Source organism: Paenarthrobacter sp. MSM-2-10-13 (assembly GCF_011605365.1).
Lineage (GTDB): Bacteria > Actinomycetota > Actinomycetes > Actinomycetales > Micrococcaceae > Arthrobacter.
The window spans coordinates 808,593-831,179 of the sequence record NZ_JAAOXO010000001.1 but is presented as its reverse complement, the minus strand read 5'-3'; the positions used below and the strand labels follow the sequence as shown (position 1 = coordinate 831,179).

Annotated in this window: 17 protein-coding genes and 1 riboswitch; of the genes, 4 read left to right on the top strand and 13 right to left on the bottom strand. The window is 61.9% G+C overall.

The features are described 5' to 3' along the window. Window positions 1–30 precede the first annotated feature (30 nt). The 4 genes from rpmA to HAV21_RS03995 all read right to left on the bottom strand — a co-directional run bounded on the left by rpmA (window position 31) and on the right by HAV21_RS03995 (window position 6,068). On the bottom strand, window positions 31–294 hold the full coding sequence (rpmA, locus tag HAV21_RS04010) for a 50S ribosomal protein L27 (protein WP_003803426.1): 264 nt from the start codon (window positions 292–294) through the stop codon (window positions 31–33). Between the two features lie 61 nt (window positions 295–355). After that, a complete protein-coding gene (gene rplU / locus HAV21_RS04005; RefSeq protein ID WP_018777818.1) occupies window positions 356–664 on the bottom strand; it encodes a 50S ribosomal protein L21 in 309 nt (102 codons plus the stop codon). Window positions 665–1,062: 398 nt separating this feature from the next. Beyond that, the gene (gene thiD, locus HAV21_RS04000) at window positions 1,063–2,607 is read right to left on the bottom strand and encodes a bifunctional hydroxymethylpyrimidine kinase/phosphomethylpyrimidine kinase (protein ID WP_142939007.1); all 1,545 of its coding nucleotides are present in this window, start codon (window positions 2,605–2,607) and stop codon (window positions 1,063–1,065) included. After that, a riboswitch (TPP riboswitch) is annotated at window positions 2,598–2,696 on the bottom strand. (Overlaps the previous gene by 10 nt.) A 183-nt stretch (window positions 2,697–2,879) precedes the next feature. Beyond that, window positions 2,880–6,068: an Rne/Rng family ribonuclease gene (locus HAV21_RS03995; RefSeq protein ID WP_166840514.1), complete on the bottom strand. Its 3,189-nt coding sequence runs from the start codon at window positions 6,066–6,068 to the stop codon at window positions 2,880–2,882. A 472-nt stretch (window positions 6,069–6,540) separates the two neighbouring features. On the opposite strand from HAV21_RS03995, the gene HAV21_RS03990 reads away from it, so the two are divergent. Beyond that, a complete protein-coding gene (locus tag HAV21_RS03990) occupies window positions 6,541–7,209 on the top strand; it encodes a vitamin K epoxide reductase family protein (protein ID WP_142939005.1) in 669 nt (222 codons plus the stop codon). Window positions 7,210–7,289: 80 nt separating this feature from the next. On the opposite strand, the gene ndk is transcribed toward HAV21_RS03990, so the two are convergent. The 4 genes from ndk to ileS are packed head-to-tail and all read right to left on the bottom strand — an operon-like array spanning window position 7,290 to window position 12,866. Beyond that, on the bottom strand, window positions 7,290–7,709 hold the full coding sequence (gene ndk, locus HAV21_RS03985) for a nucleoside-diphosphate kinase (protein ID WP_142939004.1): 420 nt from the start codon (window positions 7,707–7,709) through the stop codon (window positions 7,290–7,292). 41 nt (window positions 7,710–7,750) lie between these two features. Beyond that, window positions 7,751–8,203 carry a DUF4233 domain-containing protein gene (locus HAV21_RS03980; RefSeq protein ID WP_166840513.1) on the bottom strand — a complete coding sequence of 151 codons (453 nt, stop codon included), beginning with the start codon at window positions 8,201–8,203 and terminating at the stop codon, window positions 7,751–7,753. Between the two features lies 1 nt (window position 8,204). Then, window positions 8,205–9,566: a folylpolyglutamate synthase/dihydrofolate synthase family protein gene (locus tag HAV21_RS03975; RefSeq protein WP_166840512.1), complete on the bottom strand. Its 1,362-nt coding sequence runs from the start codon at window positions 9,564–9,566 to the stop codon at window positions 8,205–8,207. Window positions 9,567–9,569: 3 nt separating this feature from the next. Beyond that, a complete protein-coding gene (gene ileS, locus HAV21_RS03970; RefSeq protein ID WP_166840510.1) occupies window positions 9,570–12,866 on the bottom strand; it encodes an isoleucine--tRNA ligase in 3,297 nt (1,098 codons plus the stop codon). 325 nt (window positions 12,867–13,191) lie between these two features. On the opposite strand from ileS, the gene HAV21_RS03965 reads away from it, so the two are divergent. Continuing rightward, a complete protein-coding gene (locus HAV21_RS03965; RefSeq protein WP_166840509.1) occupies window positions 13,192–14,253 on the top strand; it encodes an endonuclease/exonuclease/phosphatase family protein in 1,062 nt (353 codons plus the stop codon). Between the two features lie 61 nt (window positions 14,254–14,314). On the opposite strand, the gene HAV21_RS03960 is transcribed toward HAV21_RS03965, so the two are convergent. After that, the gene (locus HAV21_RS03960; protein ID WP_166840508.1) at window positions 14,315–15,106 is read right to left on the bottom strand and encodes an SDR family oxidoreductase; all 792 of its coding nucleotides are present in this window, start codon (window positions 15,104–15,106) and stop codon (window positions 14,315–14,317) included. 73 nt (window positions 15,107–15,179) lie between these two features. Between HAV21_RS03960 and valS the strand changes: the two genes are divergently transcribed. Together valS and HAV21_RS03950 are read left to right on the top strand one after the other, a co-directional pair. After that, window positions 15,180–17,801, top strand: a complete 2,622-nt coding sequence (valS, locus tag HAV21_RS03955; protein WP_166840506.1) for a valine--tRNA ligase — start codon at window positions 15,180–15,182, stop codon at window positions 17,799–17,801. 343 nt (window positions 17,802–18,144) lie between these two features. Further along, window positions 18,145–19,020, top strand: coding sequence for an Fpg/Nei family DNA glycosylase (locus HAV21_RS03950; RefSeq protein ID WP_165450190.1), 876 nt, complete (start codon window positions 18,145–18,147; stop codon window positions 19,018–19,020). 32 nt (window positions 19,021–19,052) lie between these two features. On the opposite strand, the gene HAV21_RS03945 is transcribed toward HAV21_RS03950, so the two are convergent. From HAV21_RS03945 to HAV21_RS03930, 4 genes are all read right to left on the bottom strand, one after another. Then, window positions 19,053–19,697, bottom strand: coding sequence for a DsbA family protein (locus HAV21_RS03945; protein ID WP_142938996.1), 645 nt, complete (start codon window positions 19,695–19,697; stop codon window positions 19,053–19,055). Window positions 19,698–19,775: 78 nt separating this feature from the next. Beyond that, a complete protein-coding gene (gene clpX, locus HAV21_RS03940; protein ID WP_024816917.1) occupies window positions 19,776–21,065 on the bottom strand; it encodes an ATP-dependent Clp protease ATP-binding subunit ClpX in 1,290 nt (429 codons plus the stop codon). A gap of 182 nt (window positions 21,066–21,247) precedes the next feature. Continuing rightward, window positions 21,248–21,907 (bottom strand): ATP-dependent Clp protease proteolytic subunit, encoded by a 660-nt coding sequence (locus HAV21_RS03935; RefSeq protein ID WP_142938995.1) that lies wholly within the window; start codon window positions 21,905–21,907, stop codon window positions 21,248–21,250. A gap of 38 nt (window positions 21,908–21,945) precedes the next feature. After that, window positions 21,946–22,557, bottom strand: a complete 612-nt coding sequence (locus HAV21_RS03930; protein WP_014922040.1) for an ATP-dependent Clp protease proteolytic subunit — start codon at window positions 22,555–22,557, stop codon at window positions 21,946–21,948. Window positions 22,558–22,587: the final 30 nt, after the last annotated feature.

The window sequence follows — 22,587 nt, the reverse complement described above, 5'->3', positions numbered from 1 at the left end:
TGGCCCGCTCCACCGGTTCAGAACTTGTTGTTACTCTGCAGCTGCAGCAGCAACAATGTTCACTACGCGACGGCCGCGGCGAGTACCAAACTCAACCGCACCGGCCTGCAGTGCGAACAGGGTGTCGTCGCCACCGCGACCGACGCCTGCACCCGGGTGGAAGTGGGTTCCACGCTGGCGAACGATGATCTCGCCAGCGGAAACTACCTGACCACCGAAACGCTTGACGCCCAGGTACTGAGCGTTGGAGTCACGACCGTTGCGAGTGGAACTCGCGCCTTTTTTGTGTGCCATGTGAAATGCCTGCCTCTAAATTTCTGGGGAAACTGAAAAACCTGAACAGCGGTAACGAAAGTTACGCGATGCTGGTGATCTTGATCTTGGTCAGTTCCTGACGGTGACCCTGACGCTTCCGGTAGCCGGTCTTGTTCTTGAACTTCTGGATGACGATCTTCGGACCACGGAGGTCTTCGAGGATCTCAGCCGTGACCTTGACGTTGGCCAGTTCCGCAGCAGCGGAAGTGACCTTGTCGCCGTCAACCAGGAGCAATGCGGGCAGCTCAAGCGTGCTACCGGCTCCACCGGGGACGCGGTTCAGCGTTACGTAGTCTCCAACGGAAACTTTTTCTTGGCGGCCGCCTGCGCGGACAATCGCGTACACCACTTGGGTACTCACTTCTCTCGACGTTTATTACAAAATTTGCGTGCGGAACCTTGAACCGGAATCAGGCCTGGTTCGCGCTGTGCCTCAACGCCGTGGACTTCTGATCGAAGCCCGCGAGTCATCCCATGAACAATTCCAAGGGGCATAACCCAAGTGTTGGCGTAAGCACCGAAGATCAAGATTACGCTAGTTTGACCTTCGTCTGCAAATGAGGCCGAGTCCGGAGGCTACCTCGTGACTTGCGTCACCAGTTGATACGGACTCTCCCGGCACCGTGCCCATACAGCCTACCGTGTTTGCGCGAGATTAACGCGATTCGGCCAGCGACGCGCGGAAGTGTCCCCGCAATCGCATCGAATCCGCCCAAGGGAACCCTGCCAAAGTGACGCCCGGCAAACTCAGGCAAACAGCCTGGGAGCATCGAAGAATGCGGTCTCGTAACGGCAGGACTGGGTGAAGGCCTCCATCATCGCGGCCCTCTCCGTATCAGAAGCCGCGACCGCCGCAGCATCCGTGAGGCTGATCGCTTTCCGCGTTGCCGCGGCGAAGTCCTCGTCAGCGTAGGTCGTCAGCCAGTCGGCATACGCATGGTCCGCCGCGGCGCCCGCATTCAGGTAATTGGCATGGAGCTGCCGCCCCACCTCCGCGTACAACCAGAAGCAAGGAAGTATTGCGGCGAGAACCACGGCGTAACTGCCGGAAGCGGACGTTGCCAGCAAATGGTCCACGTAGGACTTGGTGACCGGCCCCAGTGCGGTCGGCGCTTCACGGCTGCTTAGCCACGTCCTGTGCAACTCCGACTCTACCTCCAGGCATTGCTGCGATGACCTGGCCCAGAACAGTTGCTCTTCTTCCGTGGGGGCCAGGGCGCCGGCACGTGCCAAGACCCGGGAGTACCCGTTGAGGTAGATCGCATCCTGGGCGAGGTAGTAAGTGAAATCACGTTCAAGGAGTTCGCCGGATTGGAGTTGCTGAATAAAGGGAAGTCCATGAATGGATTCGAGTTCCGGAACGGCCGCCTCCCACAAAGCCGCAGCGAAGGCGCCCGGGGCTGACGCTCGCTGGAGGTGATGGAAGTGATGCACCGGACCGTTCCCCCGGCCTACCTGGAGTTCCGCCGAGGCTGTCAAAGCTCCGAGTAGCCAGGGCTTTACTTCCCGCAGTGATGTTTCCCAGTTGCCCGTGCGGGCCTGGACGGTGGCCAGGGCGGACGAAAGAGAGCAACCTGTTCCGTGGCTGTTGCGCGTCGCCACGCGGGGACCTGATACCTCCACAACATCCCGTGACAAAAGCCCTGTGGTGTTCACCAAGGCATCCGGGCATTCCGGGCCCGGCAAGTGGCCACCCTTGACCAGAACTGTGTTTCCGTACTCCGCAGCAAGCCGCTTGCCTTGCTCCAGTGCCGAAGCCCAGTCTGCTGCCTCAGGCTCCCCCAGCAGCATGGCAAGCTCAGGAACATTGGGAGTAATGAGGTGGGCAAGGGGTAGCAGTGAACGCAGGGCATTCTCCGCGGACTCCCGCAGCAGCCGGTCGCCACTGGTGGCCACCATCACCGGATCAAGAACCACGACGGCGGGGCGCACCTCTTCGAGCCAGTCCCGGACCTGGGCAATGACGGCAGCATCGCCGAGCATTCCGATCTTGACGGCATCAACGATGATGTCGCCGCTAATTGCTTCCAGTTGTTGACGCAGGAAATGCGCCGGAGGGACGTGGACTGCGCTCACCCCCACTGTGTTTTGCGCGGTGAGAGCCGTAATGGCAGCCATGCCGTACCCACCCAACGCTGCAATGCTCTTCAGGTCCGCCTGAATTCCGGCACCGCCGGAAGGGTCCGAACCGGCAATAGTGAGAACGCGCGGGACCTGGCGGGCTGACGTGTGAGCGTCCAGCGGGTATACCGAGTGGAGCGGGTACACAGATGAATGTAGTGATGCAGCCATGAGGACATCCCTTCGCCGGTGCTAACCGGACAGGTTCAACGGGTCTGGATCTCAGCCGGGCCCATCGCCCGGCACCCCGTGTCAGTCCCCTAGCCTAGCCGGGAAGCCTGGTGCTGCAGGTACCGAACCATCCGGGAGCCCGGATGTGACCGTGGAACGCGTCCCCCGCCAAGGATTCAAGGCAACGCGAAAGGGCCCTGCGCTACCGCCGGAGGCAGGTAGCGCAGGGCCCTTTCAGCCGATGTTGGCCGCGGAGAGCGGCTCGGCCGTGACTAAAGCTCCGAGGCTGGAACCCCGACTCCTAGAATGATGGGCTCGGAGGCCGGCGCCTTCTTGACTGGCTCCACGGGCGCCTTGGCCTCATGGGACGAGCCCTGGGGGGCCGAGGCCGTCACCACATGGTGCTCGACGCTGGTTTCATTGGCCGCACCCTGAGCCCGGCTGGCACTGCGGTTGCGACGACCACGACGACCCCGCGGAGATGCCGAAGCCTCAGGATCTTCCTCAACCCGCGCCGGTGCGTCAGCCTTCCGGGCCACAGCAGGCTCCTGTACGGCCAGCGGAGCGGGTTGTTCCTCAGATGCCGGAGCGGCGCCAAGGTGGGAGAACGCTTCCGCCAGGAGGTCCAGGCTCATGGCAGGCTTGTTTGCCTGCGGTTCCTCGTGATGCTCCACGAACGGCAACGCAACTTCTTCTCCGCCGAAGCGCAGGACCGGAGTGGACCTGGCTTCCTGGGCGGCTGCATCGCGGTTGGCGGCTTCATGTGCTGATGCCCCCGCTTCGTTGCCGGCTGAGGTTCCGGATCCGGCGTCGGCCGTCCCTTGGTGTTGGCCGGCCGCCCGTGCCTGCTCTTCTGCACGGTGAACTTCGTCGTCGTGCAGGTGCGCGGCGTGCGCCGCAGCGGCAATGGTTGCCAGGGCAGCCCTGGTGGCCTCCGCCTTGGCCTGCCGGGCAGGATCCTGCGGTTCAGTCGGGGTCGCGGGGGCAACCGGGGTAGTCGTCGTCGTATGGACCTGTGCAGGGGTTTCGGCTACGGCCTGTCCCCCACCCTTCCCGCGGCGGCGTTTGCGTTCCGTCCGTGCAGCGGGCTGCTGTACCTCGGAGTGCGGGCGGTGTTGCTCGGCTGCCACCACGTTGGCGCGCCGGTGTTCAACGGGCTCGTCGTGCGTGACAACGCCCCGGCCGGCGCAGTGCTCGCACTGCTCACCGAATACCTCAAGAAGGCCGGTGCCCATGCGCTTACGTGTCATCTGGACCAAGCCCAGGGACGTCACCTCGGCCACTTGGTGCTTGGTGCGGTCCCGGCCCAGGCACTCCACCATGCGTCGCAGGACGAGGTCGCGGTTGGATTCGAGGACCATGTCGATGAAGTCGATGACGATGATGCCGCCGATGTCGCGCAGACGGAGCTGGCGCACCACTTCCTCGGCCGCTTCAAGGTTGTTTTTGGTGACCGTTTCTTCAAGGTTTCCACCGCTGCCGGTGAATTTGCCGGTGTTGACGTCCACCACAGTCATGGCCTCGGTACGGTCGATGACCAACGAACCACCGGACGGGAGGAAGACCTTACGTTCCAGGGCTTTATGGATCTGCTCGTCGATGCGCCATGCAGCGAAGATGTCCTGATCCTTGGTCCACTTTTCGAGGCGGCCCACCAGATCAGGGGCAACGTAGGTTACGTATGCCTCGATGGTGTCCCAGGCGTCGTCACCGGAGACGATCAGCTTGGAGAAGTCCTCATTGAAGACATCACGGACCACCTTGATAGTGAGGTCCGGTTCGCCGTACAGCAGTTCAGGGGCAAGGACCTTGGTGGAGGAGGCCTGACCTTCGATGCCTTCCCACTGGGCACGCAGACGGTTGATGTCGTGCGTCAGCTCTTCCTCCGACGCACCCTCAGCGGCTGTGCGGACAATGACACCTGCGTTTTCCGGCAGGCGGTCCTTCAGGATGCGCTTGAGTCGGTTGCGTTCGACGTCGGGCAGCTTGCGGGAGATGCCGGTCATGGAACCACCGGGCACGTACACAAGGTAGCGGCCGGGCAAGGAGATCTGGCTGGTGAGGCGGGCACCCTTGTGACCCACGGGGTCTTTGGTGACCTGAACCAGGACGGAGTCTCCGGACTTCAGGGCGTTCTCGATCCGGCGCGGCTGGCCTTCGAGGTTGACCGCGTCCCAGTTGACTTCACCGGCGTACAGGACGGCGTTGCGGCCGCGTCCGATGTCCACGAAAGCAGCTTCCATGGACGGCAGCACGTTCTGGACCTTGCCCAAGTACACGTTGCCGATCAGGGAGTCCTGCTGGGTCTTGGACACGAAGTGCTCGGCGAGCACACCGTCTTCCAGGACACCGATCTGGATTCTGTCGTCGCGCTGGCGAACGATCATTTGACGGTCCACCGATTCGCGGCGGGCAAGGAATTCGGCCTCGGTGATGACCTGGCGGCGGCGGCCGGTCTCCCGGGACTCACGGCGCCTCTGCTTCTTGGCCTCCAACCGGGTGGAGCCCTTGACACCCGTCACGCGGTTTGACGGAGCTGTCTCGGTGATGGGGCGGGGGGCACGGACGCGGGTGACCGTGTTGGGCGGATCATCATCCGCGCCGCCCGTCAGTTCAAGATCCTGGTCTCCACGACGACGACGGCGACGACGACGAGACGTCACGCCTTCCTCAAGGGCTTCAGGTGTCGGCGCTTCTTCATCGTCAGTCTCGGTGCCGTCCTCGGCCTCGTTCTCATCGCGTTCGGTTCCGCGGCGACCACGGCGGCCCCGGCTTCTGCGACGACGACGGCTACCAGCGTCTTCCAGCTCGCCGTCGGCAGGGACTTCGGCTTCTTCTTCGGGCTCCTCGGCTTTTTCTTCAACCGGGGCAACGCGGGGAACGGTGGTGAGGTCCGGGGCCTGGAAGATCATGGACGTGATGGAAACCGGCTCCATGAACAATGATGTGGAGGCGGCAGCAGCGGCTTCCTCGGCGGGTTCCTCGGTGGCGGCTTGGGCTTCAGTCTCGTCAGCAGCTGCTTCAGCGGCAGGTGCCTCGGGCTGGGAGGCCTTTTCCGGCGTCGTGCTGTCCGCCACGGCTTCCGCAGCTGCGGGTGCCTCGGCTACCTCAGCTTTGGGCTTGGCGGTACGACGGCGGCGGACCGGCTTTTCGGGGGCAGGTTCGGCCATCGCTTCGGGCGCGGCTTCTGCGGCGGCTTCGGGCGCGGCAGTGGCGTCATCCCCCAAACCGGGCAAAGGCTCGGCAGGCTCTGCCTTCTTGCGGGAGCGGGTGCGGCGCACCGGCGCTTTGGTGGCCTCCGGGGTCGCTTCCGGCGCCGGCGTGTCAGCCGCAGGCGCCTCTACGTCAGCAGCAACCTTCGGCGCTGCCTTGCGCCGGGTCCTGGTGGCTTTCTTGGGCGCTTCCGCAGTTTCCGCGGGAGCTGCCTCGTCATTAACGGCTACAACCTGGTCATTATCCATATGTGGCAACACTCCTGCCCCAGCGACGCCGCCACATCCGGCGCCCAGTGGAGCAAATATTGTCAAAACCCGCAGGCGTTGACAGAAGTCGGCAGTATGCCTCCCGGTTCGCACCAGCATTGGGGTGCGGCAGCCCTGGAAGGCCGGCGGCTTTATTCTGGAACCCGTTGTTCTGCTGCCACAACCAGGTGCCGTCCATTGTCATGGCGGGCCCACCGAGGATCACGTGATCCGGGCATGCCCAGCTCATACTGGCGGTCTTGGGAACAAAGTCACCGGACCGGGTGTCGAATGTGGATCGACGTCCGGCCATGTTCATTCTCTCACACCCCTGCACATTCGCGGCGAAGGCCGCTGTGTCGCGGTACTCCGCCAGCGAAGCTGGGGGCGGCGCCCAGTCTTCGGAGTTACAATCCTCCCAAGAGCCCTTCCCGGCTTGCCGGGCCATTTGTCGAAAAGGACCACATCCACGATGCCAAGCACCGCCAGGGAAAACCTGGCCAATCAAGCCACAGTCCATGTGGAGGACATGTCCACCCCTCAGGACTCCCTTCCCGCGACGGTCCGGGACAGGCCCTTTGCCTGGCTGTTGCTGATCACCGGTGTTATTGGATGGTTGGCGTCCGGAGCCCTGGTACTGGAGAAACTTGAGGTGCTCAAGGATCCCAACCATGTAACCGTGTGCGATGTAAATCCCTTTATCTCCTGCGGTGCCGTGATGCAGACACCGCAGAGCTCTGTGTTCGGTTTCCCTAACATGTTCATCGGCATCGTCGCCTTTGCTGTGATCATCACTACGGCCATGGGCATCCTCGCCGGAGCTAAGTATTCACGGGGTTACTGGCTGGGTCTCCAAGCCGGCGTGACCCTCGGGTTCGCCTTTGTTGTGTGGCTGTGGTCGCAGGCCCTCTACGCAATCCATGTTCTGTGCCCGTTCTGCATGGTGGTGTGGGCCGCCATGATCCCGCTTTTCGTCTGGGTGACCATCCGCAACGTCACCAGCGGGGTCATCAAGGCGCCACCCGCAGTGGTCAAGCTGCTGTCCGGTTCAGGCTGGATCATCGTTGCCCTGCTGTATGTGGCCGTCATCGCCACTATTTTCTTCTCTTTCATGCACCTCTTCGTGCCGTCCACAGCGTAGAACCACCACTCGCCGTAAAACAGTTAAGGCCAATGTTCACGACGAACATTGGCCTTAACTTTTTTCCCGAAGGGCTTTGCTTAGCCCTTGAACCAGATCTTGATCTCACGTTCGGCAGAGTCGACTGAATCCGAGCCGTGGACGAGGTTCTGCTGGACTGCCAGGCCCCAGTCGCGGCCGAAGTCACCGCGGATGGTGCCAGGCGCAGCCGTCGTGGGATCCGTAGTTCCGGCCAGCGAGCGGAAGCCTTCGATCACGCGGTGGCCTTCGAAGACTGCTGCGATGACCGGTCCGCTCAGCATGAACTCAACCAGTGGCTCATAGAACGGCTTGCCCACGTGTTCCTCGTAGTGCTGCTCAAGTAGCTCACGGGTCGCGTTGACCTTCTTCAGCTCCGCCAGGGTGTAGCCCTTGGCTTCGATCCGGGCGAGGATGGTTCCGCCCAGGTTGCGGGCGACGCCGTCGGGCTTGACCAGAACAAGGGTCCGTTCAATGCTCACAGTTGCTCCAATATGGTTGGTCGGTGGTTTTCCCAGCCAGTTTACGGGGTTTGCGGGTCTGCTTGGTCACCATGGGCTGCGTCCCATTCGGCCTGCTCACGGTCCCGTTGTGCCACCTCGCGGTCAATCCGCATTCCAGCCCTGATTCCATACCACCAGCAGATGGCAAACAGGATCCCCACAATGAACATGGTGGGCTCGGCAAAGCCTGTCAGGATCAGCACCACCTGCAGCCCCCAGCCGAGGGCGATGCCCCACGGCTTCGAGAGCACGGCACAGGCCAGAACCAGCACCACTGTCAGGGCTATACCGACACCCAGGATGATGCCCGGATCAACTTCCCCGCGCCTCAAGCCGAAAACCGCCAGGGTACCGAAGAACGCGACGAACGCTTCAAGCAGGAGCACGGTGGAAGCGAACATTACTTTGGTGGACCGGCGCTTCTTGGGCATGCCGGGCCGCCATTCGCGCTGGGCCTTGGTCATTTTCGCCATGTTAGGCACTTGCCTTTCCGAGCAGGATCCTTGCTTCGGCCACCACGGTGATGGAACCCGTCACCAGGACGCCGCCTGCAAGGTCATCTTTGGATTCAGCGCGTTCCACAGCCCACTCCAGGGCATCGTCCAACTTCTCGGCGATGTGAACGTTGTCCTCGCCGAATCCGAGGTCGACGGCGAGTTCGGCAAGTTCCGCTGCAGGCACGGCGCGGGCCGAGTTGGATTGGGTGAAGCAGAATTCCTCGGCCAGTCCGCCGAGGGACTCCTTGAGGGTCTTGAGGATCTCCTCGGCATCCTTTTCCCGCAGAACGCCAACTACAACCACCAGCTTGCTGAAGCTGAAGGCCTCCTGGATTGCTTCGGAGGAGACGCGGATTCCGTCAGGGTTGTGCGCAGCGTCCACCACGACGGTGGGCGCAGTGCGCACTACTTCGAGCCGGCCAGGTGACGTCACGGTGCCAAAAGCGTCCTTGAGTACATCGGCGTCGAGTTCTTTCTCTCCTCCGCCAAAGAATGCTTCCAAAGCCGCAACGGCCACAGCCGCGTTCTCAGCCTGGTGGGCGCCGTGCAGTGGCAGCAGCAGGTCTTCGTAACGTCCTGCAAGGCCCTGAATAGTCAGGACCTGGCCCCCCACTGCAACGCTACGGGACTCCACCCCGAATTCAACGCCCTCGAAGCGGAACGGCACATCCACTTCCCGGGCTTTCTCCAACAGGACCTGCGCAGCGTCCACCGGCTGAGCGGCGCTCACCAGGAAGCCGCCCGGCTTGATGATGCCGGACTTCTCGTAGGCGATGTCCTCAGTGGTGTCACCCAAAAGATCCGTGTGGTCCAAGGAGATCGGCGTGATCACTGAGACTTGGCCGTCGCCGACGTTCGTGGCATCGGTGATGCCCCCAAGGCCAACTTCCATGACGGCAACATCAACAGGCTGGTCGGCGAACACCGCGAAGCCCAGGATGGTTAGGCATTCGAAGTAGGTCAGCCGCGGCTGGTTATCGGCAACCAGTTCGCTATCCACGATTTCCAGGTAAGGACGGATCTCGTCCCAGATACGCACGAAGGTCGCATCCGGCACCGGCTCACCGTCAATGCTGATGCGCTCAGTCACTTTGGACAGGTGCGGGCTGGTGTAGCGGCCGGTACTCAGCCCGTGGGCACGAAGTCCAGCTTCTATCATGCGGGCCGTAGACGTCTTGCCGTTGGTGCCCGTGATGTGGATGATCGGGTATGCCTTGTTGGGCTCCCCCAGAACATCCATGGCGCGGAACAGCGGAGCAAGGCGCGGTTCCATCTTGTTTTCCGGGGCACGGCCCAGGAGTTCTGCATAGACGCTTTCAACCGAGAATTCGTCAGACATGGATCAGGCACCTGCCTTTGCGACCGTTACCTGCGGTTCGTCGACACTGGCCAACAGGACTTCCAGTTCCAACGTCAACGTTTCGGTCTTAACGAGCTCCGAGTTGGCTTCCAAGGCATCCACCACGTCCTGCCCGGCCGCCACGGAAGTGCGGATGCGGTCGCTCACGTTGAGCCCGGCATCCTTGCGGGCCTGCTGGATGGCGCGGACCATGTCACGGGCCAGCCCCTCGGCTGCAAGTTCAGCAGTGACCTCGGTGTTCAGGACCACGAAGCCGCCGCCGGGCAGCACCGCGACTGCCTTCTTGGCGGCAGCACCGCCGTCGGCCGCTTCTGCCACCACGGTTTCCAGCGTGTATTCCTGCGGCTCGAGCTCCAGTCCACCAGCCACCACCACCCCGGCGTCACTGACAGACCAGTCGCCGGACTTGGATCCCTTGATGGCCTGCTGCACGTTCTTTCCGAGGCGCGGGCCAGCAGCCCGGGCATTCACCACGAGCTTCTGCTCAATCCCGAACTCCTCCGGTGACGCAGTAGCGGCGTCGAGCAAACGGACCGAACGGAGGTTCAGTTCATCAGCGACGACGGCGGCGAAGCCTTCCAGCGCATCCGCACCGGGTGCCACCACAGTCAGTTCCTGCAGCGGCAGGCGAACGCGCAGGTTCGCGGCCTTGCGCAGGCTGGAACCAGTGGAGCAGATCTGCTGGACCCGGTCCATCGCCTCGACCAGCTTAGGGTTGGACGGGAACAACGCAGCGTCCGGCCAGTCCGCCAAGTGCACGGAACGGCCACCCGTCAGCCCGCGCCAGATCTCTTCCGTGACCAAGGGCAGCAAGGAAGCAGAGACACGGCACACCGCTTCGAGGGCTGTGTACAGGGCATCGAAGGCGTCAACGTTCTCGTCGAAGAAGCGCTGGCGGCTGCGGCGGACGTACCAGTTGGTGAGCATGTCCAAGTAGCTACGCAGCTCATCGCAGGCGCCGGAGATGTCGTAGCTGTCCAAGCTGGTAGTGACGTTGCGGACCAAGTCCCCGGTGTTGGCCAGGAGGTACTGATCCAGCGTGTCGGCGTAGCCGTCATAGCGGAGCTGGGCTTCGTAGCCGGAACCACCGTTCGCGGCATTCGTGTACAGCGTGAAGAAGCTGTACACGTTCCACAGCGGCAGGATGACCTGACGCACGCCGTCGCGGATGCCCTGCTCAGTGACCACCAAGTTGCCGCCGCGGAGGATGGGGCTGGACATGAGGAACCAGCGCATGGCATCGGAACCGTCTCGATCCAGGACCTCAGATACGTCCGGGTAGTTGCGCAGGCTCTTGGACATCTTCTGCCCATCAGAGCCCAGCACGATGCCGTGGCTGATTACGTTGCGGAACGCTGGCCTGTCGAACAATGCAGTGGACAGGATGTGGAGCATGTAGAACCAGCCACGGGTCTGGCCGATGTACTCCACGATGAAGTCCGCGGGGTTGTGGGTGTCGAACCACTCCTCGTTCTGGAACGGGTAGTGGACCTGTCCGTAGGGCATGGAACCGGAGTCGAACCAGACATCCAACACGTCTTCCACACGGCGCATGGTGGACTTGCCTGTGGGGTCGTCCGGGTTGGGACGCGTCAGCTCATCGATGAACGGGCGGTGCAGGTCCACCTGTCCTTCGTTGTTGACGGGCAGACGGCCGAAGTCGGCTTCCATCTCGGCCAGCGAACCGTAAACGTCCGTGCGCGGGTACTCGGGGTCGTCCGACTGCCACACCGGGATGGGCGAACCCCAGTAGCGGTTACGGCTGATGGACCAGTCGCGGGCGTTGACCAACCACTTACCGAACTGGCCGTCCTTGACGTTGCCGGGGATCCAGTTGATCTCCTGGTTCAGCTCGGACATGCGGTCCTTGAACTTGGTGACCTCCACGTACCAGGAGGACACAGCACGGTAGATCAGCGGGTTCCGGCAGCGCCAGCAGTGCGGGTAGCTGTGCTCGTAGCTGGCCTGGCGGACCAAGCGGCCATCGGCGCGGAGCACCTGGGTGATGGGCTTGTTGGCATCGAAAACCTGAAGACCGACGATCGAAGCAAGCTCGCCATTGGCGAACAACGGCAGGAACTTGGCACCCTCGTCCACGGACAGGACCACGGGGATCCCTGCGTCTTCACAGACCTTCTGGTCATCCTCGCCATAGGCCGGAGCCTGGTGGACGATGCCCGTACCGTCGGTGGTGGTGACGTAGTCGGCCACTAGGAAGCGCCAGGCATTCTGCGTGCCGTACTTTTCAGCATCAGCGAAGTCGTTCCAGAGCGGTTCGTACTCCAAGCCAGCCAGCTCGGCACCCGTGTGGGTGGACACCACAGCGGCAGTTGCGGCAGCGGCGTCGTCGTACCCCAAATCCTTGGCGTAGGACCCCAGCAGGTCAGCCGCGAGCAGGAAGCTGCCCGTGACCGGTGCCTCAGCGGAAGCAGCCTTGACGCCGTTGGGTCCTGCGGGCAGGACAGCGTAAGAGATGTCAGGCCCGACGGCGAGCGCCAGGTTGGTGGGCAACGTCCAGGGCGTGGTGGTCCATGCGAGCGCTTGGACACCTTCCAGAGCCTTGGAGAGTTCAGTGTCCCCCGCCTTAATGGGGAACGTCACGGTGACCGTCTGGTCCTGGCGGTTCTTGTAGACGTCGTCGTCCATGCGGAGTTCGTGGTTGGACAGAGGGGTCTCGTCCTTCCAGCAATACGGCAGTACACGGTAGCCGTTGTAGGTCAGGCCCTTCTCGTGCAGTTGCTTGAAGGCCCAGAGCACGGACTCCATGTACTCAACGTTGAGGGTCTTGTAGTCGTTCTCGAAGTCCACCCAGCGGGCCTGGCGGGTGACGTAGGCCTTCCACTCGTTGGCGTACTTCATCACGGAGGCGCGGCAGGCGTCGTTGAATTTGTCGATGCCCATGGCTTCGATCTGGGTCTTGTCCGTCATGCCCAGCTGCTTCATGGCTTCGAGCTCTGCCGGAAGTCCGTGAGTGTCCCAGCCGAAGCGTCGCTCAACCCGCTTGCCGCGCTGGGTCTGGTAGCGGCCTACGAGGTCCTTGGCGTAGCCGGTGAGGAGGTGGCCGTAGTGCGGAAGGCCGTTGGCGAAGGGAGGGCCATCGTAGAAGACGAACTCGTTGCTGCCGTCCTTGCCCGCATCGCGTTGGTCGATGCTGGCCTGGAAGGTGCCGTCTTCGTCCCAGTATTTGAGGATGCGCTCTTCGATTTCCGGGAATTTCACGGAAGCGGACACGCCGTGCGTGCCGGGCGAAGACGCTGAGGCCTTGGGGTAGTGGGTCATCTCATATCCTGTGATAGCTGGTTGACTGTCAGGATGCGAGGACGGCGTCTGTGCTGCCTGTCGGCTGCGCAGGTACCGCGGTACCACCTCACTTACCGGAAAGAATTTTCCGGCCTCTCATTACTGCTGTGACGGGCTTACCCGCCCGGTTCTACTGGGCGCATTCCACCGTGTTGATGGTCAGTGCTGTTCTTCCGGAAGCTCACCGGTGATGGCCGGGTCAAAGCTGGTCCTTCAAGTCTAGCGTCAGTGGGGCAACTGCTCTACCCGAGGTTCATCCCGTAGATGGAGTGCGGTACGTGTGGCGGTGCATAGACTCGAGGCCATGACGCACCCATCCCCCGCCCCTCCAGCAACCGGACCGGCTCGACGCCAGCCTTCGGTGGCATGGTCCGTGCTGGCTCTGCTGATGGTGATGCCGGTGGCGGGGGTATCAATGTTCCGGGCAATCCCTGTGGAATGGCCCCTCATCGTGGTGCAATTGCTGTCCTTCACACCTTGGATGGTGCTTCCGGCAGCGTTTGCCGTGGCGCTTGCTGTGGTGGGGCGCAGGCTTTGGGTCATCTTCACGACGACGGCGCTGTTGGCAGTCCAGCTGTTGTGGCTGTTCCCATTGGACGCTGGAAAGCCGGAAGCATTACCTGCAGGCACTGTATCCGTCCCGGTGGAAGTGATGAGCCTGAACTCTGAATACGGGGAAGCGGATGCCGCGAGCATCGTGCGGCTTGTCCGTGAGAACGGCATTCAACTGCTGGCTATCCAGGAACACACTCAGGGACTTGAGGACCGCCTGCAGTCCGAGGGCTTGGATCAACTGCTGCCCAACCGGCTCAGTGAGCCCAGTGAGGACGCCTCCGGTGGGGCCGTGTATTCGGTGTTTCCACTCGAGGCCATGGGACTTTTGCCTGATACCCCGTTCCGGATGGACGTCACGCGGGTACTGGTCACGGATGCGGGGGCCGGTACAACGGCCACCTTGAACCTCACCAATGTCCACGCCCTTCCGCCCGTTGATGAGCGAATCGGTCAGTGGCGAAGCGACTTGGACAAAGTGGCCCGCCAAGCATCCCGCCCAGGACGTCACCTGCTGATGGGCGACTACAACGCCACGTACGATCACTCCGAGTTCCGGGCCATGCTGGATACTGCACTGGGTCGGCAAGGAACCCTGGCAGGTCAACAGGGAGGCACGCTAGTGGACGTCGGAACAGCCTCCGGGGGACGGCTTTCTCCCACATGGCCCATGGAAGGGTTACCGCTTCCGGGCATAGTGATCGACCATATGGTCACCTCGCCCGGAATCAGCAGCAGCGACTACTCCGTCCACCAGGTTCCCGGGAGCGATCACGCAGCCATCATGGCCCGGCTGATCATTCCGGCCGATTAGCTCGTCGCCAAGCCGCTAAACCGTCGTGGGCCAGCGACGTCACAGCGGCTTGGCAACGTCTTTAGCCTTCTTTGCGGACCAGCTTATGGTTGGCGGCCTGCGCCACCGGGCGGACCACGATCTGGTCGAGGTTGATGTGGTGAGGAAGTGAGACGGCGTAGTTGACCACATCTGCCACGTCATCAGCGGTCAGGGGCTTCTCGACCCCGGCGTAGACCTTGGCCGCTGCGTCTTTGTCTCCGAGGCGGTTCAGCGCGAACTCTTCGGTCTGTACCAGCCCTGGAGCCACCTCGATGACCCGGACGTTGTTGCCCACCTCTTCAAGGCGCAGGGCGTTGGTCATGGCGTGCTGGGCGAACTTGGCGGCGTTGTAGCCCGCGCCGCCCTCGTAGGCGGACAGCCCTGCGGTGGATGTGAGGTTCAGGACTGTTCCTTCGCCGTGTTCCCGCAGCATGGGCAGGAAGGCGCGGGTGATCTTCATGGTGCCCAGGACATTGACCTGATACATCCAATCCCAATCTTCGGTGTCAGCGTTGGCGATGGTGTCAGCGCCGCGTGCGCCGCCGGCGATGTTGATGAGGGTGTCAGCACCTCCGGCCTCGGAGACGGCCGCGAGCAAGGCGGCGACGTCGTCGTCGTTGGTGATGTCGGCGGGAAACGGCACGGCGCCAGTGCCCGCGCTCAAGGCGTCGAGCCTGTCGGCCCGGCGCGCCACGGCGAAGACCTTCCATCCGGCGGATACGAGCGCCTTCACTGTGGCCTCGCCAATGCCGGTGCTGGCACCGGTGACCACCGCCGTCTTGTTGTTCCTTGGGTTCTGTCCGGAAGGCGTGCTGTGCGCTGGCAAAGTCATGGAACAACCTTATCCGGGGCGTGGGCTCCCTTGACGGGCGGGCTGTAACGCCAGGCCATGAAACAATTGACCCATGGCTGAATCAACGCAGGGTACAGACACGCCCGCCACCGCCCCCATCAACGTTCCCGACAAGCCGGCCCTTGAAGGCCTTGAGGCTGCCTTGACAAAGCGCTGGCTCGAAGAAGGAACCTACAAGTTCAACCCGGACACCACCCGGGAGCAGGTCTACTCGATCGACACTCCCCCGCCCACGGCGTCCGGCTCGCTCCACGTGGGCCACATGTTCTCCTTCACCCAGACTGACGTCCAGGCCCGCTACATGCGCATGACCGGCAAGAACGTCTTCTACCCCATGGGCTGGGACGACAACGGACTGCCCACCGAGCGCCGCGTCCAGAACTACTACGGTGTGCGTTGCGATCCCGCCATCCCCTACAAGGCCGATTACACGCCCCCGGCACAACCGGCCAAGAACCAACGCGATTTCGACGTCGTTTCGCGCCAGAACTTCATCGAACTGTGTGAAGAACTCGCCGTTGAGGACGAGAAAGTCTTCGAGAACCTGTTCCAGACGCTCGGCCTTTCGGTGGACTGGGATCTGACGTACCGCACCATTGACGACACTTCCCGTGCGGTGTCCCAGCGTGCCTTCCTGGCGAACCTCTCTGCCGGTGACGCGTACATGGCAGAAGCACCCACACTCTGGGACGTGACATTCCGCACCGCGGTGGCACAGGCCGAACTTGAGGACCGCGAAGTTGCCGGCGCCTACTACCGCTACCCGTTCTTCACCGAAGACGGCGACAAGATCTTCATCGAGACCACCCGCCCCGAACTTCTGGCTGCATGCGCGGCTCTGGTGGCAAACCCCGACGACGAGCGGTACCAGCCGCTGTTCGGCAAGACCGTCACGTCCCCCCTGTTCGATGTGGAGCTCGAGGTCAAGGCCCACCCCCTCGCCAAGGCGGACAAGGGCTCGGGTATCGCCATGGTTTGTACCTTCGGTGACCTGACCGACGTCACCTGGTGGCGTGAACTTCAGCTGCCTACCCGCGCCATCATGGGCCGCGACGGCCGCATCATTGCCGAAGCCCCGGAGTGGATCACCACCGAGGCCGGCAAGGAAGCTTACGCCGCGATCGCCGGCAAGACTGCCTTCTCCGCCAAGGAAGCCGTGGTTGAACTGCTCAAGGCAGCGGACCTGCTTGATGGCGAACCCAAGAAGATCACCCACCCGGTGAACTTCTTCGAAAAGGGCGACAAGCCCCTGGAAGTTGTGACCTCCCGGCAGTGGTACATCCGCAACGGTGGGCGCGACGAAGAACGCCGCGAACGCCTGATCGGCCGGGGTCAGGAAATCACCTTCCACCCCGCGTTCATGCGCTCACGCTATGAGAACTGGATCGCCGGCCTGAACGGCGACTGGCTGGTATCCCGCCAGCGCTTCTTCGGTGTGCCGATTCCCGTCTGGTATCCCTTGGATGCCCAGGGAAACCCAGACTACGACAACCCCATCCTGCCTTCGGACCAGATGCTCCCCGTGGACCCTGCCGCTGATGCCGCACCTGGTTTTGAGGAATCACAGCGCGATCAGCCCAACGGCTTCACCGGCGACGCCGACGTGCTGGATACCTGGGCAACGTCCTCCCTGACCCCGCAGATTGTGGGTGGCTGGAGCCGCGACGAGGACCTGTTCTCCAAGGTCTACCCGTTCGACCTCCGTCCGCAGGGACACGACATCATCCGCACCTGGTTGTTCTCCTCTGCCGTTCGCGCCGATGCCCTGCAGAAGAGCGCCCCGTGGAAGCACGCGGCCATCTCCGGCTGGATCCTTGACCCGGACCGGAAGAAAATGTCCAAGTCCAAGGGCAACGTGGTGGTGCCCACGGATGTGCTGAACGAGTACGGTTCGGATGCCGTGCGCTACTGGGCAGCTTCGGCCAAGCTTGGTGCGGACACGGCCTACGAAATCGCCCAAATGAAGATCGGCCGCCGCCTGGCCATCAAGCTGTTGAACGCTTCGAAGTTCGTACTGAACCTCGGTGCTACTGAGAACTCGGTGGTGTCCAGCGACCTCTCGGTGCTGACCAACCCGTTGGACCGTGCGCTGCTCGCGCAACTGTCCGACGTCGTTGCCCAATCCACCAAGGCATTCGAGAACTACGACTACTCCCGTGCACTCCAGATCACCGAGTCCTTCTTCTGGCAGTTCACGGACGACTACGTGGAGCTCATCAAGGACCGTGCCTACGGTGCCGCTGGCGAAACCGAGCAGGCATCCGTCCTGGCCGCCTTGGCCACAACGCTTGACTCCCTGCTGCGCCTGTTCGCACCGTTCCTGCCCTTCGCCACCGAAGAGGTCTGGGGCTGGTGGCGCACCGGATCAGTTCACCGCGCACAGTGGCCGGCAGCCTTGGAGATCACCGATGGTGACACCACCATGCTCGGCACCGTGGGCGTAGCACTCAGCGGTATCCGCAAGGCAAAGTCCGAGGCCAAGGTCAAGCAGCGCACCGAGGTGCTTTCGGCATCCATTACCGCTTCGGAAGTGCTGGTAGCCCAGTTGAAGGCCGGCCTGGGTGACTTGAAGGCAGCCGCGAACGCACAGGAGATCACTCTTCAGTCCGGCGAAGGCGAACTGACAGTCAGCGATGTTGTCCTGGCACCTGTCGAGGAGCAGCCCGCGTCGTAGCCAGAGTCGGTCCCATCCAGGGATTTCGGGCAAAGGGGAAGCCCCATCAGCGTTTTGCCGTTGGTGGGGCTTCGACTTTTCGGCTGTCTGGTGATGACTTGACAGTCTGGCGGAATCCTTGGAATTTCAGGTCTTCCTACCTCATCACTGGTAGGTTGCTTCCAACTTTGCCAAAGGCTGCGTCGGTTGCAATCACTGAATCTTTGGTTTCCGTGTCCCTCTTCTTTCGAAGTGGGTAAGAACCATTGTTGTCCCGTTGGGGTTGATGCACAAGGCTTTCGCGAGAACTACAAACCTGTAGTTTGTGTGCCGCTGGAAGGCCAGCTGTGGCAGAGTATTGACCATGCCGGAACTACCCGAAGTGCACGGCCTGTGCATGTACTTGGACACCCAACTCCATGGAGCCGTGCTGACCGAGGTCCGCATCAACTCCTTCTCTGCACTCAAGACGGCCGATCCCCCTTTCACTGCACTCGAAGGCCGGACCATCCTTGGTGCGCACCGCATCGGCAAGTTCGTATGCCTGGACGCCGATGGACTGTTCTTTATTTTCCACTTGGCAAAAGCCGGCTGGGTCAGGTATACCGAACACCCGTCATCTGCAGGGCTGCGCATGGGCAAAAGCAACATCTCGGCACGGCTCTTGCTCCACAGGCCTGCCGACGATGCCCACATCGGGGTGGATCTGACCGAAGCAGGAACCAAGAAGAGCCTGGCCATCTACGTGGTGAAGGATCCTCAGGACGTTCCTGGAATAGCCACGCTGGGACCGGAGCCCCTGAGCCCCGATTTTGACCTGGACGCACTGGCCGGCATTGTGGGCTCCAGCTCGCAACAGATCAAAGGCCTGCTGCGCAGCCAGAGCGTGATCGCAGGGATTGGCAACGCCTACAGCGACGAAATTCTCCACGCCGCCAGGATTTCCCCGTTCGCCACCGCCAAGTCCCTCGACCAGGCAACGGTGGCCCGCCTCTATGAATCCATGCAGGAGGTTCTGGTCGGCGCCGTCAACGCAGCAGCCGGCAAACCTTCCAACGAGCTTAAAGACACCAAGCGCAGCAACTTCCGGGTCCATGCCAGAACCGGTCAGCCCTGCCCGGTGTGCGGGGATACCGTCCGCGAGGTGTCCTTCGCGGACACCTCGCTTCAGTATTGCGCCACCTGCCAGACCAACGGGAAGATCCTCGCCGACCGGCGCACGTCACGGTTCCTCAAGTAGGCCGGTCATGTCCTCTGGAGGGCAACAAGCCGTTAGTTGAATTCAGGGCTTTCAGTGCGGCTGCGCTTCAACTCGAAGAAGTGCGGGTAGCCGGCCAGAGTCACGGTTGCATCCCAGATCTTCCCGGCTTCCTCGCCACGCGGAATGCGGGTGAGCACCGGACCAAAGAACGCCGTGCCGTTGACGGATACCACGGGAGTTCCTACATCCTGGCCGACCAATGAAATTCCGGCCTCGTGGCTGGCGCGCAGCTTGGAATCATATTCATCGGAAGTGGCAAAACGTGCCAGGTCCGCGGGAAGCCCGGTGTCCGCCAGGGCTTTCTGAATCACGGATGCGCGGTCCTTGTTGCCCTCATGGTGGATCTGTTCACCCATGGCATCGTAGAGGGGCTTGACGTAACTGCTGCCGTGGAGCTCCTGCGCTGCGATGATCACACGAACGGGCCCCCAGCTGTCGTCCATCATGGCCCTGTAGTCGGCAGGTAGATCGCGGCCTTCGTTCAGCACGGAAAGGCTCATGACGTGCCATTCGGTCTCGATGCCCCGCACCTGCTCCACTTCACCGATCCAACGCGAGGTAATCCACGCGAAGGGGCAGACGGGATCGAACCAGAAATCTGCCTTGTTGACGGTTTTGTGGGACGCGGTCACTTCAGACACAAGCTGTTCGGACACAGAGAACTCCTCGGAAGAGTGGAAACGTGGCTTTAAAGGCAGCTCGCAACCAAGCCGCTCCCTTTTTCCAACGGCAGTCTAGGCGGACTTATTCCGCCGCTTTGCCACTACGTCGTGGGCAATCATGGTGGGCTGTGCTGTCTTGGCAACGACGTCGGCCGTGATCACCACGGTTGCGATGTCGTCTCTGCTGGGAAGATCGAACATGACGGGGAGCAATACATCTTCCATGATGGCCCGCAGGCCACGTGCGCCCGTGCCACGTTCAAGAGCCTGGTCCGCTATGGCATCCAGGGCGTCGTCGTCAAACTGCAACTCCACGCCATCAAGTTGGAACATCTTCTGGTATTGCTTCACCAAGGCGTTCTTTGGCGTGGACAGGATCTGAATCAATGCCGGCCGGTCCAGGCTGGAGACCGTAGTGATGACCGGGAGCCTGCCGATGAATTCCGGAATCAACCCGAACTTGAGCAAGTCCTCAGGCATAACTTCGCCGTAAGTATCCACGTTGTCCCGGGCTTCGTTGAGCGGCGCACCGAATCCGATGCCTTTGCGGCCGGAACGCGAACCAATGATGTCTTCCAGTCCCGCGAAGGCTCCGGCCACAATGAACAGGACATTGGTGGTATCGATCTGAATGAATTCCTGATGCGGGTGCTTCCTTCCACCCTGGGGTGGAACAGAGGCCACGGTGCCTTCAAGGATCTTGAGCAGAGCCTGCTGCACGCCTTCGCCGGATACATCGCGGGTGATGGACGGGTTCTCGCTCTTACGGGAGATTTTGTCGATCTCGTCGATGTAGATGATGCCTTGCTCGGCCTTCTTGACATCATAGTCAGCGGCTTGGATGAGCTTGAGGAGGATGTTCTCTACGTCCTCGCCAACATAGCCTGCTTCCGTCAGGGCAGTGGCGTCGGCCACGGCGAACGGCACGTTGAGCCGACGGGCGAGAGTCTGGGCGAGGTAGGTCTTTCCGCAGCCTGTAGGGCCGATCAGAAGGATGTTGGACTTGGCGATCTCCACATCCTCGTGATGGGATCCCTCACCGAGGCTGCCGGCCTTGGGAGCGTGACCGGCCTGAATGCGCTTGTAATGGTTATAGACAGCTACCGCAAGGGAACGCTTGGCCGGCTCTTGGCCGATCACATATTCCTGCAGGAAGTCGAAGATCTCACGAGGTTTGGGCAGTTCAAAACTGCCGAGATCGGAAACTTCCGCGAGCTCTTCCTCGATGATCTCGTTGCAAAGCTCGATGCACTCATCGCAGATGTATACACCGGGCCCGGCAATCAGCTTCCGTACCTGCTTTTGGCTCTTTCCGCAGAAAGAACACTTCAGCAGATCCGTGCTCTCGCCAATCCGAGCCATGTGTGAATCCCTTCGTTGCATGCGGGTGATGCGGCTCCGCGCCGTACTCAAGTGTGCGGCTGCGCCGCGGCTGGCACCACCGTGACAAGATCCACTCTAGGTCACAATGGGCTGCTTGGGTGGAAACAGAACGCCGGTGCGGTCCATATTTCGTGAACCGCACCGGCGTCCAAATCCGTGTGCTACCGGGTGATTGCCTGGGGCTTGATCTTCCGGGAGTCCAGAACCTGGTCAATGAGACCGTAGTTCAGGGCATCCGCAGCGGTAAGAATCTTGTCTCGCTCGATGTCATTGTTGACCTGTTCGGACGTACGGCCCGAGTGGTGTGCCAATGTATCTTCAAGCCAGGTGCGCATGCGCATGACTTCCGCCGCCTGGATCTCGAGGTCGGACGCCTGTCCACCTTGACCGCCGGAAAGCGCCGGCTGGTGGATCAAAACGCGGGCGTTCGGCAGTGCCAGACGCTTACCGGGCGTGCCGGCGGCAAGGAGGACTGCGGCCGCGCTGGCTGCCTGACCCAAGCACACCGTCTGGATCTCCGGACGAATGTACTGCATGGTGTCGTAGATGGCCGTCATTGCCGTGAAGGAGCCACCCGGCGAGTTGATGTACAGGGTGATGTCGCGGTCCGGATCAGTCGACTCAAGGACCAGCAGTTGGGCCATGATGTCGTCAGCGGAAGCGTCGTCCACCTGTACACCGAGGAAGATGATGCGGTCCTCGAACAGCTTGGTGTACGGGTCCTGGCGCTTGAAGCCGTAAGGCGTGCGCTCCTCGAACTGGGGCAGGACGTAACGGCTGGACGGGAGATTACCGGCAGACCATCCGAAGTTGTAGTTCATGTTCTTTACTCCTGGGGTTTCAGTGGTTCTTGTGCCGGTTAGTTTTCGGAGTTCGACTGGTTGGCCGTTCCGCCGCCACCGGCAACAGAACCGGCATGCGCCGAGATCTTGTCGAAGAAGCCGTACTCCAATGCCTCAGTCGCGGTGAACCACTTGTCGCGGTCGTTGTCCTTGAGGATGGTCTCCACGGACTGCCCGGTCTGTTCTGCCGTGAGCTCAGCCATGACCTTCTTCATGTGCAAGATCAGTTCTGCCTGGATCTTGATGTCCGAGGCGGTACCGCCGATGCCACCCGAGGGCTGGTGCATCAGGATGCGGGCATTGGGCGTCGCGTAACGCTTGCCCTTGGTTCCGGAGGACAGGAGGAACTGGCCCATGGAGGCGGCCAGACCCGTTGCCACGGTGACGACGTCGTTCGGGATGAACTGCATGGTGTCGTAGATCGCCATGCCGGCGGTCACGGAACCACCCGGGGAGTTGATGTACAGGTAGATGTCCTTCTCAGGGTCTTCAGCCGAGAGGAGGAGGAGCTGAGAGCAGATGGCATTGGCATTCTCGTCACGGACTTCAGAGCCGAGCCAGATGATGCGCTCTTTCAGCAGGCGGTTGTAGATGTAGTTGTCCTGGGCTGCGGGATCGACAGTTGCCATCCGGGGAGCCTCTGATTGCTGTGACATAAG